We start from the raw sequence: 17,122 nt of genomic DNA, 5'->3' as shown, positions 1-17,122 counted from the left end.
CTCGATGACCCGTTGCGCCGGTTGATGGTGCCTGCGGCGCCTTCGCTTTCCAGATGATCGTCGAGCTCAGCCGACAGCATCCGCTCCGACAACGCCTTCTTCAGCTCGTCGAGCAGACCGTCCTTTGCAAACAGCTCCTGCGGGTCACGACCAGCCAGAAGCTGGTCCAAAACGTCCTTGTCGATTGCCATATCGATGGTCCCTTCCATTCCATCCTATGGCCTCCCGCACAAAATTCCTGACAGTCCCTCCCTATGCGCTCGATCTCGGAGGCACTCTTCTTCTTACCCTTGACAGCACGCTCGAGATACTGTGCCCACAGAACGGAGAATGTGAGGCGTCCAACAGCACCACCAGTGCTACTGGTCGGCTGGGGCAATCCTTTCCCGGACTCGAGATCGATCAGCAATGATCGGGCCTTCTTACGGGCGTCGGCTAGCGTGAACGCTTCCGAGAAGCGCCCGAGAGTGACGTTCCTGACCGAGCCTCCCACGCGCTTACGTAGGATGAAGGTTTTACCGCCTGACGCGCCAACGCGAACGCGCAGTCCGCCGATGAGTTGGTCGGAGATTTCCAACTGACCCGAAGGGGGCGGGGTCAAGCCACGGATCTTGGCGTCCGTGAGGCCTACAGCTTTGCCGGGCATAGCTATGATCCTGATCCGTTCCGGCCGCTATCCTGTTACCTTAGGTAACATTTAGGTGCTGATACCCTGAAACATACAGGGAACAATCGGAACGCGCAAGTTGCTGATTTAGCAACAAAAAGGGACGTCCTGGAACGTCACGAGAAGGCACTTTATCGCCCTACGAATCTGAGGGTCGGACGTTCGAATCGTTCCGGGCGCGCCAAAGTTTCCCGCGAGGATGCGGGCGGAAGCCGGGTCAGAAATGGCCCGGCTTTTTTGCGTCCAAGCCCCATCTGATCGCGGCGCGCCAGGCCCTGAAACCACGAACGCCCGCCGCACCCCGATGAGGCGCGACGGGCGTCCGATGCGACCCCGGACGTTCGCGAAGGGTCAGATACCCATGCGCAGCGTCACCCGGATGTCGCGCCCGGCCAGCGGCGCGAAGTCCTTCAGCACGCTGGAATGGCGGCGCGCCTCCACGTCGAAGATGTTGTTGGCGGACAGCAGCAGGCTGCGGCGGTCGCTGCCGCCCCACGGCTTCCACGCCAGCGAGGCGTTGACCATCGTATAGCCATCGGTGCGCGTCTCGAACGCGGACAGGCGCGTCTGCGGGAAGGCGCGCTCCACCTCGACCCGGCCGGTCGTGGTGTCGCCGCGTGCCTCCAGCCCGCCGAGCAGCCGCAGCGGCGGGATGCGTGGCACCGGGCCGCGATCGACGACATTGGCGTGGACGTAATCGCCCATCAGGTCCGCGGTGATCGTGTGCGTGCCGATCGTGCCGAGCCGGGCCGATGCGTCCGCCTCGAACCCGTAATAACGCGCCTTGGCCTGCTGATACTGGAAGCAGGGCAGTTCGATGTCGCCGCCCGCCGCGGTCACGCAGGTCGCGGGATCGACCTGCGCTTCGTAGATGTAATTGTCGAACCAGTTGTAATAGGCCGAGGCATCGAGGCTGAACACGTCGCTGTGTGCGTGCAGCGTCGCCTCGATCCCCCAGGACGTTTCGGTGCGGAAATCGGGGTTGCCCAGTTCATAGGCCTGGGTGCCCGCATGCGGCCCGTTGGCGAACAGCTCCTCCGCCGACGGCGCGCGGCCCGTGCGGGAGCCGTTGAGGCCGAGGCGGAAGCCGTCGCTGAACGCATAGGAGCCGCCGATCGAGCCGGACCAGCTGTCGAAAGTCCGCTGCCCGGTGAAGAAGCGATCCGCGCCGGAGGGCTGGGCGGTCTGCAGCGTGTGTTCGTAGCGTACGCCGCCTTCGGCCTTGAACCGGCCGTTGTCATATTGTTGCAGCGTGAACAGGCCGGTCTGCTCGGTGTTGTTGCGCGGCAGGAATGCCTCGTCACCGACGACGTTGAAGGCGCGGCTGAAATATTGCGCGCCGCTCGCCCCCTGCCAGCCGCCGCGCTTGGCCTGGACGACCTCCAGCCGACCTTCCAGCCCCTTGTTGTAGAAAGCGGTGCCGACCGCGCCGTCCTCTTCCAGTTCGAAGTGGCGGTAGCTGGCGTGCGCGGCGCGCAGGCGGATCGCCTCGATCACGCTGCCCTGCGGGGTGACTTCGGCGCGCAGGTCGTAGCGGTTCTGGACCACGTCGAGCCGCGGTGCCTCCTGCTCCTGGCCCGGCGCGGTCGCATAGCGGACGGGCACGCCGTACAGGCTGTCGTAATGGCCATAGGAGACGCCCAGCATCCCGCCGTCGGTGATGATCGACGCGCCGGCGCCCGCGGTCCATGTCTCGGCCGCACTGTTGGGCAGCTTGCCGCGCAGCGCGGCATTGGCCGCGAAATCGATGGGATCGTCCGGATCGGCCGGCAGCGCCGCCGACGCCAGCGCCGCCCGGCGCGCCTCGCGCGACAGGATGTAGCCGCCGGTGCGCAGGTCGTCCGACTTCAAATAGGAGCCATCGACGTGCAGGACCAGCGGACCTGCCACGGTCGCATCCGCCGCGCCGCCCACCGAGCGCTCGTTCGCGGCACTGCCGTAGGTGCCGATCGCATCAAGGCGATAGCCATTGTCGGGCAGGCGCCGCGGGATGCGCGTGTCGACCACGTTGACCACGCCGCCGACCGCCGACGAACCGTACAGCAATGCCGCCGGACCGCGCAGTACCTCGACACGCTCGGCCAGCAGCGGATCGATGATGACCGCGTGATCGACCGAGGTGTTCGATACGTCGATCGAACCGATGCCGTCCGTCAGCACGCGAATGCGATCGCCCTGGAAACCGCGCAGGATCGGGCGCGAGGCATTGGGGCCGAACGACGATGCCGATACGCCGGGCAACCGCGCCAGCGTCTCGCCGATCGTCGGTCGCAGCTGCCGCGTCAGCTCTTCGCCGGTCAGCACCGACGTGCCCTGCAGCACGTCCGCCTCGCTCTGGCGCAGCGGGGCGGTAACGATGATATCGTCCGATCGATGCGGATCGCTGACGCGCGACGGGGCGGGTGCGGCGTCGCTCGTCTGGGCGGCGGCGGGAAGCGCGGCGACCAGCGGGGCGAGCGCCAGCGTGGCAAGCAGAACGGATTTCATGGACAACTCCCTTTATGGGCGCTGTCTACCGGAACGTTACAACATATCAAGCGCTGTTCGCATCTGCGGCAACGCCATGGCGATCACAGCGGGTCGCCGCGTTCCGCCTCCATGTCCACCGCATCGAGGGTCTTGGCGCCCGCCATAAACACCGCAGCGGTACAGGCGAGGAACAGGATTTTGCCCTGCACGCCCGGCATCATCCGCATATAGGCGAACCCGCGCTCCACCGCGCCGGTAGCGAGCGCATAGATCACCAAAAACGCCTCGAACTTGGTCTTGATGACGAACAGGCGGGCGATACGGCGGATCATGCCGGGGATAACGCACGAGCCGTGCCAATGGCTGAATCGCGTGGATTGCGGCATGGCCGACCTGGTTAACTGTCAATTTACCCGACAGCAATGCCGCTACAGCAGCGCAGTCAGGTCCAGCGCCTCCAGCAGCGTCGCGCGCGCGTGCTCGACATGCGCGACCAGCGCAGGATTGCCGATCGCCTCCGGGGCGATCGCTTCCGGCCAGTGCGCCTCGATCACCGCCGCGATCCGGTCCAGCTTCGCGTCGTCCACCAGAAAGCGCGGATCGACCGTCGCGGGATCGCACACCACGCGCAGCCGCAGGCACGCCGGCCCGCCGCCATTGGCCATGGATTCGCGCACGTCGACCACATCGACGCGGCGGATCGGGCCATTGCCCGCGATATGCGCCTGCAACCAACGCCACACACGCGGGTGGCCCTGCGCCTCGCCGGGGACGATGAGCGTCGTCGTGCCGTTCGGCGGGGTCACCAGCTGCGCGTTGAACAGATAGGAGCCGATCGCATCGGCCAGCGATACCTCCGCGGCGGGCACCTCGACGATCTCCACGTCCGGCATGATCGCGCGCAATGCCCCGTAGAAGCCGTCGCGATCGGCGAACGCCTGTTCGTGCGTCAGCAGGATGCGTTCGTTGGCCACCGCGACGACATCGTTGTGGAACGCGCCCGCCGCGATCGCCTCGGGCGATTGCTGGACGTAGAGGACGCGGCCGGCATCCAGCCGGTGCGCGCGCGCGACCGCGCGGCTCGCCTCGACATGCTGACGCGCAGGGAATGGGCCGCCGCCCTCGCCATAGACGAACACCTCGATCCCCGGGGCATCGTGGGTCGCGGCCAGCCGCATATGGTTGGCCGCGCCTTCGTCACCGAACGGCGGGGGCACGGCATCGTGGACGGCGAAGGCCGGATCGGCGAAGGCGAGCCGCAGCTGCGCCAGCGTCGCGGGCCATTCGTGGCTGCGATGCGGCATGGTCAGCAAGTTGGCGACCGTCAGATGGCAACGCCCGTCGGCTGCATCCGCGGCGGGGGAAACGGTCGCGGCATTGGCCGCCCACATCGACGAGGCGGACAGCGCACGTGCCTTCATCACCGCATCGGCATCGGCATAGTCGGTGTGGAGCGCCGCGAGCCAGCGATGGTCGGGGCGCGCAGGAGGAACGAAGACGCCCTGCACCAGCCCCAGCGCCAGGTTCTCGCGCATCTTTGCCACCCCCTGCAACGCCGCCGCGCGGGGATGCGCGATCGTGCCGGCGTTGCTGGTCGCCGCCAGATTGCCGGGGCTGAGGCCCGCGTAATTGTGGCTGGGGCCGACGATCCCGTCGAAGTTGATCTCGCGCAGCATCGTCACAGCCGCCCGATCCAGCTGATCGCGTCCCCCGCGCCGACCCCCAGCGCGCGGGCGCAAGCGCGGTCGATCGTGACCGCGCCGTCGAGCTCGGCGATGCGCCCATAGGCGCAGCGGAACGCCGCCAGCCGCCCGGTCGCGATCAGCGCCTCCGTCGCGCCCGGCGCATCGCCGACCGCATCGACGGTCGCATCGCGCGCGTCGCGGATCGTGCGCACCTGATCGGTGCGTGCGGTCATGGTCGGGCCGCCGTCGAAGATGTCGATGTAGTTTTCGAACGCGAAGCCTTCGTTCTCCAGCATCCGCATCGCGGCGCGCCCCGACGGGTGCGGCAAGCCGATCGCAGCGCGGGCGGTGTCGGACAGCATCGCGGTATAGATCGGATGCTTGGGCATCAGATCGGCGATGAACTGGTGGCCGTTGATGGCGTTGAATTCGTCCGCCTGCTGGAAATTCATTCCGAAGAAGCGGCCAGCCAGCCCGTCCCAGAACGGCGATCCGCCCGCCTCGTCGATCACCCCGCGCAGCTCCGCCAGCACGCGGTCGGCGAAGCGCGCGCGATGGCGGCGGATGAACAGATAGCGGCTGCGCGCCAACAGCAGGCCCAGCCCGCCGGCTCGCTCACCCGGGTGCAGGAACAGCCCGCCGACCTCGCTCGCGCCCTCCAGATCGGTGGTCAGCGACAGCATCTCGGCGCGGAACGTGCGGTCCAACTCGCGGCTGTGCTGCGTCAGCGTGCCGATGCGATAGCTATAGAACGGGTGCTTCTGCCCGACATGGGTGATCAACTGGCAGGTGCCGCGCACCTCGCGATTGTCGACATTCTCCAGCATCAGCACGAACTGTTCGTCGGCCAGGTCATTGTCGTCGCGCGCGAAGGCGGCGTGGCTGCGCGCCAACTTCGCCGTCAGCGCGCTGCGGTCGGCGGGCAGGTTGGTGAAGCCGCCCCCGGTCAGTTTGGCCATTTCGTACAGGTGCGGCAGGTCGCCGTCATGCGCGGCGCGGACTACGAAGGTCATGCCATCGCCCCCGCGGCGATCCGCAGCATCGTGACCGCGGACAGCGCGGCACGCTCGGTCAGGCTGTCGACGATCAGGAATTCCTCCATCGAATGGATGGCGCCCCCGCGGGCGCCCATCGTATCCACCACCGGCACGCCGCACCCGGCGATGTTGTTGCCGTCGCACACGCCGCCGGTGTCGCGCCACGTGATCGTCTGCCCCAGCGCCGATCCGGCCCGCGCGACCAGATCGAACAGCCGCGCCGCACCCGCATCGATCGGCTTGGGCGGGCGGTTGAACCCGCCGTGCACCTCGATCACGACATCGTGATCGGCGCGCGCCTGCGCCACCGTCCCCTCGATCAGCGCGGCGGCGCGGTCGATCTCGTCGCGATCGGCGGGGCGGAAGTTGACGCGCAGCACCGCCAGGTCGGGGACGACGTTGTTCGGGCCGCCGCCGTCGATCCGCGCCGGGTTCACCGCCAGTCGCGGCGAGCGCGCGCTGTGCAGCGCGACCGCGATCGCGGAGGCGGCGACGATCGCGTTGCGGCCGTCCTGCGGGTTGCGCCCGGCGTGTGCCGCGCGTCCACGCACGACGATCGAGAAGTTGCCGGTGCCGCCGCGCGCACCCGCCAATGTCCCGTCGGGTAGCGCCGGTTCGTAGGTCAGCGCCGCTACCTTGCCGCGCGCGGCCTGCGCCAGCAGCGCGGCGGAGGAGAAGGAGCCGGTTTCCTCGTCCGAATTGATGACCACGTCATAGCCGATCGTCGGCGCCACCGCCTCGACCGCGAGCAACGCTTCCAGCATCAGCGACACGCCGCCCTTCATGTCGGCGACCCCCGGCCCGTTAAGCACCCCCGGCTCGCGCCAGGCCAGAGTCTGAAACGGGTGATCGGCGGGATAGACGGTGTCCATATGCCCGGTCAGCAGCATCCGCACCGGCGCGTCGGGGCGCACGCGGACGTACAGGTGCCGGCCGTGCGCGATCGGATCGACGCGCCCGTCCGCGCCGACCGCCTCCGCACGGCCCGGTTCGACCAGCGTCACCTCGCCGGGCAACGCGGCGAAGGCATCGGCCAGCAACCCGGCCATCGCCGCACAGCCCGCGGTATTGCGCGTGCCGCTGTTGACTGCCGCCCATTGCTCGGTGCGCGCCAGCATCGCGGCCTGGTCCAGCCGCTCCACCGCGCGCCGTTCGTCGTGGGAAAGCATCTCCATCACGCGCCATCTATCCCCAAAGTCGTCACGATTGAAACCGTCAGAACGTATAGACCAGCGACGCGCGGCTGGTGCGGTCGGTGGGGACGCGCCCGTTGACCGGCTGGCTTTCGTACTGGACGGTATACGAGAGCCGCGCCGACAGCGGCCCCAGCAGCTTCGCCTCGATCGCCGACACGCTGCGCACGGTGCTGTTGTACCGTTCCAGGTAGATCGCGGCGTCCTGCGTCACCACCAGCCCGCTCAGGATCGTCCAGTCGAGGTCCAGGCTGCCGCGCACCGCCAGGCTGCTTTGCTGGCTGTTGTCGGTCAGGTTCGACTGGCGGAATGCCGGTCCCAGCTCGATATCGGTGGTCAGCGCGGCGTCGCGGAACAGGCTGTAGCCCGCACCGACGGAGGCCGAATAACGCTGGTCGTACCCCAGGAAGCGGTCCGCCTCGAACTGCGCCGCGCCGTAGATATAGCCGCGGTCGCTCAGCTTGTAATTGGGTTGATAGGCGAAGACGTAGCGTTCGCGGCTGGTCACCCCGGCGGTGCGCTGAAAATCGGCCTGCGCCAGCACGCGGTGGCGCCAGCGCAACCCCTCGCGCGTCAGGTCGGCGATCCCGGTCAGCCCGGTGACGTCCGAATTGCCGCTGGACGAAAAGCCGCCCAGCTCGACCCGGCCCGTCCACAGCTCGAACGCGCCCGCCTGTCGCACGCGCTGGTTGCGCGCCCGCGCGCGTGCCTCGCGCCATTCGGTCGCGCGGCGCAGCGTAAGGTCGCGCGATCCCGGATCGGCGAAGCGCGCATATTTGACGATCGTGTCGAGCCCGCTTTCGTCGCCGGACTGCATCGCGGCATCCATCATCGCGCGGATCTCCGGCGGGATTTCCGGCGGCGGCACCTTGTCCAGCTCGACGCCGACCTCACCCAGGTCCAGCGGCGGAACCGGGACGTCGATCACCGCGCCGGCGGGCGGCAGGGCGGTTTGCAGGATCAGCAGGGCAGGCAGCATCTCCGACCGTCACCGCCGCCTAGCGCGGCAGATGCTCCGCGAACGCGGCGAGCACGTCGGTATAGAGCTTCTTCTTGAACGGCACGATCAGCTGCGGCAGGTCGGCCGGATCGGCCCAGCGCCAGGCGCGGAATTCCGGGTGCTCGGTATCGATGCGGATATCGGCATCCTCGCCGTCGAAGCGGAGCAGGAACCAGCGCTGGCGCTGGCCGCGATACTTGCCCTTCCACACCTTGCCGACCATGTCGGGTGGCAGGTCGTAGAGCAGCTCTTCCGGCGCCTCGGCGATAAACGTCACCTTGTCGGCGGCGACGCCGGTTTCCTCCCATAATTCGCGCACCGCCGCGTCGCGCGGTTCCTCGCCCGGATCGATCCCGCCCTGCGGCATCTGCCAGGCTTCCAGCACGTTATCGAGTCGCTGGCCGACGAACACCCGCCCGTCGCGGTTGAGCAGCATCACGCCCGCGCACGGGCGGTAGGGGAGGGTGGTGGGGTCGGTCATCGCGCCCGTGTAGCGTGCTTCGTCCCGGCCCTCCACCCCGTGCCCCGCCGCCGGTTACCGCCGGCTATGGCCCCTGCCGCGCGCGGTTATCCCGCCGCCTGTGCCATCACGCGCTGTCCCTCCGCCTCGACGATCGCGGCGCGCAGCGCGGCCAGATAACCCGCGACATCGCCCTGTGCGGACGGGATCGCCTGACGCAGCGTGATGAAACCGTGGACGATGCCCCGCGCCTCGCGAAAGGTAACCGGCACGCCCGCCCTGACCAGCGCCGCGGCATAGGCGCGGCCCTGGTCGCGGATCGGATCAAGGCTGGCGGTCACGATCACCGCCGGCGGCAGCCCGGCCAGGTCGCCCGCCAGCGGCGAACTGCGCGGGTGCGCCGGATCGGCGGCATAATGTTCGCCGAACCAGATCATCCCGTCGCGGGTCAGGAGATAGCCGTCGGCGAACTGGTTGAACGACGGATATTCGGTGGCCATGTCCGCCGCCGGATAGATCGGCGCCTGCACCACCACCGGGACCGCGGCGGGCGAATCGCGCAGCGCCATCGTCACCACGATCGCCAGATTGCCGCCCGCGCTGTCCCCCGCCAGGATCAGCGAGGTGGCGGTGCGCCCCAGTTCCGACGGGCTGGAGGCGACCCAGCGCGCCGCCGCCTCGCAATCATCGGGCGCGGCCGGCCAGGGCGCCTCGGGCGCGAGCCGATAATCCACCGACACCACCGGCAGGTCGAGCTGCCGTGCCATTTCCGCGGTGAAGCTGGCGTGCGTGTCGATATCGCCGATCACGAACCCGCCGCCGTGATAGAAGACCACCACCGGGCCGGGCGCGCGGCTTTCGCGCGCATCGAACAGCCGCGCGGGGATCGTCACGCCATCCGGGCCGGGGATCGACAGGTCGCGGATCACCGCCAGCTCGCCGACCGGCGGATCGGCAACGTCCTTCATCGCATGATAGACCGCACGCGCATCCGCCGGCGACTGCTCGTGCATCTTCGGCCCGGGCACGCTGTTGAGATAATCCAGGAAGCCACGCACGTCGGGGCGGACGAAGGGGCTGGCGGCGCCGGTGTCGGCGGACGGGCGTTCGATCGTCGTATCGGTCATGGGGGTCTCCTGTCGTCGTGCCGCTCGGGTGACGTGGCGCGTATCGCTTTGCAACCTATCTTAGCGCGATGATCCATGTCGTCCATCACCCCGATTACGTCACCGCCGCGCCTGCGCGCAGCAGCTATCGCTGGGGCAAGAACGGCGCGATCCGCGATCTGCTGCACGCGGAAGGGGATATGGTGGCATGGCACGCCCCCGACGCGATCGAGCGCCGCTGGCTGGAGGCGGTGCACGACCCGGATTACGTCGAACAGGTGCTGTCCGTCGCGGTTCCGCGCGACAAGGAACGGCGAATCGGCTTTCCCGTGACCCCGGTGGTGGCGCAGCGTGCGCAGATGGTGCCGGGCGGTACATGGCTGGCCGCGCGCCTTGCATTGGAACACGGCTTTGCCGCCAACACCGCGGGCGGCAGCCATCATGCGCTGGCGGAGACGGGCGCGGGCTATTGCGTGTTCAACGATCTGGCGGTCGCGGCGGTGCGGCTGGTGGAAGAGGGCATCACGCCGCGGGTGCTGATCGTCGACGTCGACGTGCATCAGGGGGATGGCACCGCCGCGCTGACTGCGGGCCATCCGGGCATCGCCACCTATTCGATCCATGCCGAGCGCAACTTCCCCGTGCGCAAGGCGCGATCGACGCTGGACGTGCCGCTGGCGGACGGGATCGGCGATGATGCCTATCTGGCGACGTTGCACGACACGCTGGTGCCGCTGCTCGATGGTTTCCAGCCGACGCTGATCCTCTATCAGGGCGGGGTCGATCCCTTCGCCGATGACCGGCTCGGGCGACTGGCGTTGAGCGAGGACGGGCTGGTGCGCCGCGACCGCGCCGTCGCCGGCTGGGCGCGGGCGCGCGGCGTGCCGCTCGCCAGCACCGTCGGCGGCGGTTACGGCGACGATGTCATGGCGATCGCGGCGCGGCACGTGCGGGTCATCACCACGCTGGCCGGCGCGCTGGGGTGATCGCGGGCAGGAACCTCGATCAATCCCGCGCGTAGCGTCCCGCGATGACCACCCTGTTATGGTTCCGCCAGGATCTTCGCCTTCACGATCACCCCGCGCTGGTTGCTGCCGCGCATGAAGGCCCGGTGGTCCCGGTCTACATCCTCGACGACGAAGCGCCTGGCGACTGGCGGATCGGCGCGGCGCAGCGGTGGTGGCTGCACCATTCGCTGGCGGCGCTGGGCAAGGCGCTGGAGGACAAGGGCAGCCGCCTGATCCTGCGCCGCGGCGCCGCGACCAGGATACTCGCCGAGTTGCTGGAGGAAACCGGCGCCGGACAGGTCCATGCCACGCGCCATTACGAACCGTGGTGGACGGCGACGGAACAGGCGCTGGGCGATCGGCTGTGCCTGCACGACGGCAACCATCTGGTCCCGCCGCATGAGGTGACGACCGGATCGGGCGGCCAGTATCGCATCTATTCCTCCTTCTGGAAGGCGTTGCAGCCGCACCTACCCCCCGCCGACCCGTTGCCGATGCCGCGCACGATCGACCCGCCGGGGAAATGGCCGAAGAGCGACCGTCTGGCGTCATGGGGTCTGTTGCCGGACAAGCCCGACTGGTCCGGCGGGTTCGACTGGACGCCGGGCGAGGCGGCGGCGCTGAAGAAAGTGAAGGCGCTCGACATCGCCGGCTACGATACCGACCGCAACCTGCCGTCGATCGACGGCAGCAGCCGGCTGTCGCCGCACCTGCATTTCGGCGAGGTGTCGGCGCGCACCGTCTGGCACGCGACCGGGCGCGGCGACACGACCTTCCGCAAGGAACTGGCGTGGCGGGACTTCACCTCGGGCGTGGTGCTCGCGCTCCCCGACTATGCGACGAAGAACGGACGCCCCGCCTATGACCGGCTGCCGTGGCGCAGCGGCAAGGGGGCTAACGCCGACCTGCGTGCGTGGCAGCGCGGTCGCACCGGCTATCCGATCGTCGATGCCGGGATGCGCCAGCTGTGGCGGACCGGCTGGATGCACAATCGCGTGCGGATGATCGCCGCGTCCTTCCTCATCAAGCATCTGCTGATCGACTGGCGCGAGGGCGAACGCTGGTTCTGGGAAACGCTGATCGATGCCGATTACGGCAACAATTCGGTCAACTGGCAATGGGTCGCCGGCACCGGGGTCGATTCGAACATGTTTTCCCGGATCATGGCGCCGATCACCCAGTCGGAGAAGTTCGATGCGAGCGACTATATCCGCCGCTGGGTTCCCGAGCTGGCGGATGTCGGCGACGATGCGATCCACGATCCGGAGGCGGCCGGGTGCCGGCCCGACGAGTATCCGGCCAAGCTGATCGGCCATCGCGAGGCACGCGAACGCGCGCTGGCGGCAAATGCCAAGGTGAAGTAGGCGCCACGCCGATGGATGCGGCGACACGTACCCCGACCCGACCCGATTGGCCGACGCGCACCTTCGCGCCGCTGTATCACCGGCTGCTCGACCGCATCGATCGCGGCCTGGCGGAGGGCGCGATCGAGGCGTATCTGCCCGACGGCACGCGCCGCCTGCTGGGCGGGCACGCCGCCGGCCCCCTCGCGGTGGTGCGCGTGGTGCGCTGGCGCGCGCTGCGCCGGCTGGCGACCGCCGGCTCGATCGGCTGGTATGATGGGTGGGAGGCGGGCGACTGGTCCAGCCCCGATCCGGTGCCGCTGTTCGATCTGTTCATGCGCAACCGCGTCGCACTGGGCAATGTCGCGCGCGCCAAGAGCGTCGCGCGGATCGCAGCGCGCGGCTGGCACGCGCTGCGCCGCAACGATCGCGCCGGCGCGCGGCGCAACATCGCGGCGCATTACGACCTGGGCAACGATTTCTATCGGGAGTGGCTGGACCCGACGCTTACCTACTCCAGCGCATCGTTCGCCGTGCCGGACGAACCGCTGGAGCGCGCGCAGCGTCGCAAGCTCGACGCGATCCTGGCGCGTACGGCCGCGCGGCCGGGGGAAGGGGTGCTGGAGATCGGCTGCGGCTGGGGCTCGTTCGCGGCCGCTGCCTCCTCCGCGGGGGTGGCGGTCCATGCGCTGACGCTGTCGACTGAGCAGCGCGACCATGTCGCGGCGCGTGCGCTGCCGGGCGTCACCGTCGCGCTGACCGACTATCGCGACGTCCAGGGTACGTTCGACGGCGTTGCCAGCATCGAGATGGTCGAGGCGGTGGGGCCGGAATTCTGGTCCGCCTATCTCGCCACGATCGCGCGCGTGCTGAAGCCGGGCGGGCGCGCCGCGTTGCAGTTCATCACCATCGCGGACGACATCTGGGATGCCTATGCCGGCAGCGTGGATTTCATCCAGCGTTACGTCTTTCCCGGCGGCTCGCTGATCTCCGAACGTCGCTTCCGCGCGCTAGCGGAGCGGCACGGCCTGTCATGGCAGGATCGACGCGCGTTCGGCCTGGATTATGCCGAAACGCTCGCACGGTGGCGCGATGCGTTCGATGCCGCAGTGGCCGACGGGCGGCTGCCGGCGCGCTTCGACGCGCGCTTTCAGGGGCTGTGGCGCTATTACCTGATGTATTGCGAAGGCGGGTTTCGCGGCGGCGGGATCGACGTGGTGCAGGTCACGCTCGTCCGCGAATGACGCCTCAGGCGGCGACGCGCTCGCGATGGTTCGCGTCGAACCCGTCGACCGCCAGCTGCGCGATCCGCGCCGCGACCGCTTCCGGCGGTTTCACCGACGCGGGGTCTTCGCCCGGATAAGCGCGCGCGCGCATTGCGGTGCGCGTCGCGCCCGGATCGATCACCGCGACGCGGACGCGGCCGATCTCCGCCATTTCGTCGCCATAGGATTCCAGCAGCGTCTCGAACGCCGCCTTGGACGCGCCATAGGCTCCCCAATAGGCGCGCGGGGTGCGGCCCACCGAGGAGGTGACGCCGATCACCCGCGCCCCCGCCGAGCGGCGCAGCATCGGGTCGAACGCCTGGATCATCGCCAGCGGTGCCGATACGTTGAGCGTCAGCACCTGCGCGAATTCCTTGGGGTCGATCGCCGGCACTGCCGCCAGCGACCCCAGCGTACCGGCGTTGAGCACCATCACGTCCAGCGCGTTCCAGCGTTCGCCCACCGCGGTCGCCAGTTTCGCGATCGAATCGCTCTGCGCCAAGTCCAGGGGCGCGATCGTCGCCGATCCGCCCGCCGCGAAGATCGCTTCCTCCACCTGCTCCAGACCGGCGGCGGTGCGCGCGGTCAGGATGACGTGCGCGCCCTTCGCCGCCAGCGCGATCGCGGTCGCCGCACCGATTCCGCGGCTGGCGCCGGTCACCAGCGCCAGCCGGTCCTTCAACTGCATGTCCATCGCGCGTCAGTTCATCCGTTCGGCGAGCAGGGCGAACTGGTCGACCGCGCTCGATTCGTCATGATCGGTCAGCGACGTCGGATAGTCGCCGGTGAAGCAGGCATCGCAATATTTCGGGCGGATGTCGGCGCGGTGGCTTTCGCCCAGTGCCTTGTACAGGCCGTCGATCGACACGAACGACAGGCTGTCGGCGTGGATGAAATCGGTCATCCCGCCCAGGTCCAGCTTTGCCGCCAGCAGCTTGGCCCGCTCCGGCGTGTCGACGCCGTAGAAGCAGCTGTGCCGCGTCGGCGGGGAGGCGATGCGCATGTGCACCTCGGCCGCGCCGGCCTCGCGCATCATCTGCACGATCTTCAGGCTGGTCGTGCCGCGCACGATCGAATCATCGATCAGGACGACGCGCTTGCCCTTGATAAGCGCGCGATTGGCATTGTGCTTCAGCTTGACGCCCAGGTGCCGCACCTTGTCGCCCGGCTGGATGAAGGTGCGCCCGACGTAATGCGAGCGGATGATCCCGAGTTCGAACGGGATGCCACTTTGCTGCGCATAGCCGATCGCCGCGGGCACCCCCGAATCGGGGACCGGGATGACCAGATCGGCATCGACCGGCGCTTCGATCGCCAGTTGCGCGCCGATGTTCTTGCGGACCGAATAGATGGAATGATCATCGACGATCGAATCGGGGCGCGAGAAATACACCCATTCGAAGATGCACGGCCGCGGCGGCTGCTTCTCGAACGGCGTGATCGAGCGGATTTCCTCACCGCGCACGATCACCAGCTCGCCCGGCTCCACCGATCGGACGAATTCCGCGCCAACGACGTCCAGCGCGACCGTTTCGGAGGCGAAAATCACCGCATCGCCCAGCTTGCCCATCACCAGCGGGCGGATGCCCAGCGGGTCGCGGCACGCGATCATCCCGTCCGGGGTCATCACGATCAGCGCATAGGCGCCCTCGATCTGCTTCAGCGCGTCGATGAAGCGGTCCAGCAGCGTGCGATACTGGCTGGTGGCGACCAGATGGATGATCGTCTCGGTATCCGACGTCGATTGGAAGATCGATCCGCGCCGCACCAGTTCGCGCCGCAGCCGCATCGCGTTCGAGATATTGCCGTTGTGCGCGATCGCGAAGCCGCCCGACTGCAACTCGGCATAGAGCGGCTGGACGTTGCGCAGCGCGGTTTCGCCGGTGGTCGAATAGCGCACATGCCCGCACGCCACCTCGCCCGGCAGCGAGCGGATCACGTCGTCGCGATCGAAATTGCCCGCGACATGCCCCATCGCTCGGTGGGTATGGAACATTGCGCCATCGAAGCTGGTGATGCCGGCGGCTTCCTGTCCGCGATGCTGGAGCGCATGCAGCCCCAGTGCGACCAGTGCGGCGGCGCCTTCGGAGGCGGACACGCCGAAAATGCCGCACTCCTCGTGCAGATGGTCGTCGTCGAACGGGTTCGTGGTCAGCATGGCGGAGGCTCGCATCGTGCGCGCCGCATATAGCGGCTGTCGCGCGAATGTCATCCAAGCCGTGGAGCTCATTTCGCGACGCTGCGTTCAACGGGGTCGCGCAGGAGGCGGATCATGGCGAATAACCACGGATCGCAGATCAAGGACGACAAGCTGTACGAGGATCTTCGTCGCGACGGCGCGTCGAAGGAGAAGGCAGCGCGAATCGCCAATGCGCGCGCCAACGGCTCGCTCGACCACCGCTCGACCCGGCTGGAGGATCGCAGCAAGGCGTCTCTGTACGACGAGGCCCGGTCGGTCGGGATCGACGGCCGTTCCAGGATGAACAAGGCGGAACTGATCGAGGCGATCAGGAACCGCTGACACCGGCCGGCGCGGCTGGTACGGCGCCATTCATGGACCACGATCGCGAAACCGGCACCGCCCTCAACCTCAAATTCGATGCCGCCGGCCTCGTCACCGCTGTCGTCACCGATCGTGCGGGCGGGGGCGTGCTGATGGTCGCGCATATGGATCAGGCCGCCATCGACGCGACGCGCGCGACCGGCGAGGCGACCTTCTTCTCGCGCAGCCGCGGGCGGCTGTGGAAGAAGGGGGAGACGTCCGGCAACGTCCTGCGCGTCGTGGAGATGCGGGTGGACTGCGATCAGGACGCGGTGTGGATGATCGTCGATCCGGCCGGTCCGGCGTGCCACACTGGTGCGCCCAGCTGCTTCTATCGCCGCGTCACCGATACCGGGCTGGAGCGCGTCGGTTGATCCGCGCGCTGCCGCTGCTGCCGGCGGCGGTGCTGCTGCTGGCGGGATGCGGCGGGGGCGGGGAGGGTGCCGGTGCCGATGCCCCCGCCGGCCGTGCGCTGGAAGCGGAGGCGCGCGCCCGCGCACTGGTGCCCGATCCGGCGAACCTGTCCCCCGTCGGCGTCTTCGGATCGGACACGGACAGCCTGTGTGCGCTCCCCGTCGCGGGAGAACGGGGCTTCCGTATCGGCGCCGGCGTCGATTACGGCGAAGGGCAACGGTGCGTCGCGCGCGGCACGGCGTCAGGCAGCGGACGGCTTGCGATCGATTTCGGCGGCGGATGCGCCTTCGACGCGGTGCAGGACGGCACGGGCATCCGCTTCCCGGCGGTCCTGCCTGCCGCCTGCGATTCGCGCTGCGACGGCCGCGCCAGCCTCGCGGCGCTGCGGGTCGCGCCGCTCAGCGATGCCCCGGCCGAGGCGCTCCGCAGCCGCGGGCCCGACGGGAAGCTACTCTGCGCTGATTGACGTTCACGTAAGCGGAATGTATATTCGCGGTCGATGAGCCCGTCCTCTTCTGCCGCTCCCGCTTATGCCGTGGTGCCGCCGCGCCCGGACTGCGATTCGTTCTCGATCACCGATCTGTCGACCGAATTCGCGATCACTCCGCGCGCGCTGCGCTTCTATGAGGATGAGGGGCTGATCTCGCCCGAGCGGCGCGGACTGGCGCGCATCTATTCCCACCGCGACCGCGCGCGGCTGGCGTGGATTCTGCGCGGCAAGCGTGTCGGCTTCAGCCTCGCCGAAATCCGCGAGATGATCGATCTCTACGATATCGGCGACGGGCGGCAGGTGCAGCGGACGGTCACCATCGAACGCTGCCGCGCGCGGATCGAGGCGCTGCAAAGCCAGAAGCGCGATCTGGATGCCGCGATCGCCGAACTCACGGAATTCGTCGCGCTGGTCGAAAACGTACCCAACAAGGAAGATTGAGAG

At 68.5% G+C, this 17,122-nt stretch carries 19 protein-coding genes; 7 read left to right on the top strand and 12 right to left on the bottom strand.

Annotation, left to right across the window (positions count from 1 at the left end; genetic code table 11):
- The 10 genes from COA17_RS12175 to COA17_RS12130 all read right to left on the bottom strand — a co-directional run.
- Window positions 1-191, bottom strand: a 191-nt coding sequence (locus COA17_RS12175) for a transposase (protein WP_176484888.1), incomplete at its 3' end; no start/stop codon positions are given.
- On the bottom strand, window positions 101-646 hold the full coding sequence (locus tag COA17_RS20145; RefSeq protein WP_096612717.1) for an Arm DNA-binding domain-containing protein: 546 nt from the start codon (window positions 644-646) through the stop codon (window positions 101-103). The genes COA17_RS12175 and COA17_RS20145, both read right to left, overlap by 91 nt.
- A 372-nt stretch (window positions 647-1,018) precedes the next feature.
- Window positions 1,019-3,154 (bottom strand): TonB-dependent receptor, encoded by a 2,136-nt coding sequence (locus COA17_RS12165; protein WP_096612715.1) that lies wholly within the window; start codon window positions 3,152-3,154, stop codon window positions 1,019-1,021.
- Between the two features lie 83 nt (window positions 3,155-3,237).
- Window positions 3,238-3,468 (bottom strand): hypothetical protein, encoded by a 231-nt coding sequence (locus COA17_RS12160; RefSeq protein WP_176484887.1) that lies wholly within the window; start codon window positions 3,466-3,468, stop codon window positions 3,238-3,240.
- Between the two features lie 96 nt (window positions 3,469-3,564).
- Window positions 3,565-4,812, bottom strand: a complete 1,248-nt coding sequence (locus COA17_RS12155; protein WP_096612713.1) for an N-succinylarginine dihydrolase — start codon at window positions 4,810-4,812, stop codon at window positions 3,565-3,567.
- A gap of 2 nt (window positions 4,813-4,814) precedes the next feature.
- Complete coding sequence (locus tag COA17_RS12150) at window positions 4,815-5,834, bottom strand: arginine N-succinyltransferase (protein WP_096612711.1); 1,020 nt, start codon at window positions 5,832-5,834, stop codon at window positions 4,815-4,817.
- Window positions 5,831-7,033 carry a hydrolase gene (locus COA17_RS12145; protein ID WP_096612709.1) on the bottom strand — a complete coding sequence of 401 codons (1,203 nt, stop codon included), beginning with the start codon at window positions 7,031-7,033 and terminating at the stop codon, window positions 5,831-5,833. The genes COA17_RS12150 and COA17_RS12145 overlap by 4 nt, the downstream gene beginning before the upstream one ends.
- A 40-nt stretch (window positions 7,034-7,073) precedes the next feature.
- A complete protein-coding gene (locus COA17_RS12140; protein ID WP_096612707.1) occupies window positions 7,074-8,030 on the bottom strand; it encodes a DUF481 domain-containing protein in 957 nt (318 codons plus the stop codon).
- A 19-nt stretch (window positions 8,031-8,049) separates the two neighbouring features.
- The gene (locus COA17_RS12135; protein ID WP_096612787.1) at window positions 8,050-8,532 is read right to left on the bottom strand and encodes an RNA pyrophosphohydrolase; all 483 of its coding nucleotides are present in this window, start codon (window positions 8,530-8,532) and stop codon (window positions 8,050-8,052) included.
- 86 nt (window positions 8,533-8,618) lie between these two features.
- Window positions 8,619-9,638 carry an alpha/beta hydrolase gene (locus COA17_RS12130; protein ID WP_096612705.1) on the bottom strand — a complete coding sequence of 340 codons (1,020 nt, stop codon included), beginning with the start codon at window positions 9,636-9,638 and terminating at the stop codon, window positions 8,619-8,621.
- A 68-nt stretch (window positions 9,639-9,706) separates the two neighbouring features.
- On the opposite strand from COA17_RS12130, the gene COA17_RS12125 reads away from it, so the two are divergent.
- The 3 genes from COA17_RS12125 to COA17_RS12115 are packed head-to-tail and all read left to right on the top strand — an operon-like array spanning window position 9,707 to window position 13,211.
- Entirely contained in the window at window positions 9,707-10,603 is an 897-nt protein-coding gene (locus tag COA17_RS12125) for a histone deacetylase family protein (protein WP_096612703.1), read from the top strand.
- A 44-nt stretch (window positions 10,604-10,647) separates the two neighbouring features.
- Complete coding sequence (locus tag COA17_RS12120; RefSeq protein ID WP_096612701.1) at window positions 10,648-11,988, top strand: cryptochrome/photolyase family protein; 1,341 nt, start codon at window positions 10,648-10,650, stop codon at window positions 11,986-11,988.
- Between the two features lie 11 nt (window positions 11,989-11,999).
- Window positions 12,000-13,211 (top strand): SAM-dependent methyltransferase, encoded by a 1,212-nt coding sequence (locus tag COA17_RS12115; RefSeq protein ID WP_096612699.1) that lies wholly within the window; start codon window positions 12,000-12,002, stop codon window positions 13,209-13,211.
- 4 nt (window positions 13,212-13,215) lie between these two features.
- Here COA17_RS12115 and COA17_RS12110 read toward each other — a convergent pair whose 3' ends face one another.
- The gene (locus tag COA17_RS12110) at window positions 13,216-13,926 is read right to left on the bottom strand and encodes an SDR family NAD(P)-dependent oxidoreductase (protein ID WP_066490642.1); all 711 of its coding nucleotides are present in this window, start codon (window positions 13,924-13,926) and stop codon (window positions 13,216-13,218) included.
- Between the two features lie 6 nt (window positions 13,927-13,932).
- Window positions 13,933-15,390 (bottom strand): amidophosphoribosyltransferase, encoded by a 1,458-nt coding sequence (gene purF, locus COA17_RS12105; RefSeq protein ID WP_096612697.1) that lies wholly within the window; start codon window positions 15,388-15,390, stop codon window positions 13,933-13,935.
- A 114-nt stretch (window positions 15,391-15,504) separates the two neighbouring features.
- Between purF and COA17_RS12100 the strand changes: the two genes are divergently transcribed.
- The 4 genes from COA17_RS12100 to COA17_RS12085 are packed head-to-tail and all read left to right on the top strand — an operon-like array spanning window position 15,505 to window position 17,119.
- On the top strand, window positions 15,505-15,753 hold the full coding sequence (locus tag COA17_RS12100; RefSeq protein WP_096612695.1) for a Rho termination factor N-terminal domain-containing protein: 249 nt from the start codon (window positions 15,505-15,507) through the stop codon (window positions 15,751-15,753).
- Between the two features lie 32 nt (window positions 15,754-15,785).
- A complete protein-coding gene (gene hisI / locus COA17_RS12095; protein ID WP_066490638.1) occupies window positions 15,786-16,148 on the top strand; it encodes a phosphoribosyl-AMP cyclohydrolase in 363 nt (120 codons plus the stop codon).
- Window positions 16,145-16,654: a hypothetical protein gene (locus COA17_RS12090; protein WP_245857746.1), complete on the top strand. Its 510-nt coding sequence runs from the start codon at window positions 16,145-16,147 to the stop codon at window positions 16,652-16,654. The genes hisI and COA17_RS12090 overlap by 4 nt, the downstream gene beginning before the upstream one ends.
- 33 nt (window positions 16,655-16,687) lie before the next feature.
- Entirely contained in the window at window positions 16,688-17,119 is a 432-nt protein-coding gene (locus COA17_RS12085) for a MerR family transcriptional regulator (RefSeq protein ID WP_066490636.1), read from the top strand.
- The last annotated feature ends 3 nt before the right edge of the window (window positions 17,120-17,122 follow it).

Source organism: Sphingomonas ginsenosidimutans (genome assembly GCF_002374835.1).
Classification (GTDB): Bacteria; Pseudomonadota; Alphaproteobacteria; order Sphingomonadales; family Sphingomonadaceae; genus Sphingomonas; species Sphingomonas ginsenosidimutans.
The sequence above is the reverse complement of the archived record's forward strand: the minus strand, read 5'-3'. Positions and strand labels throughout refer to the sequence as shown.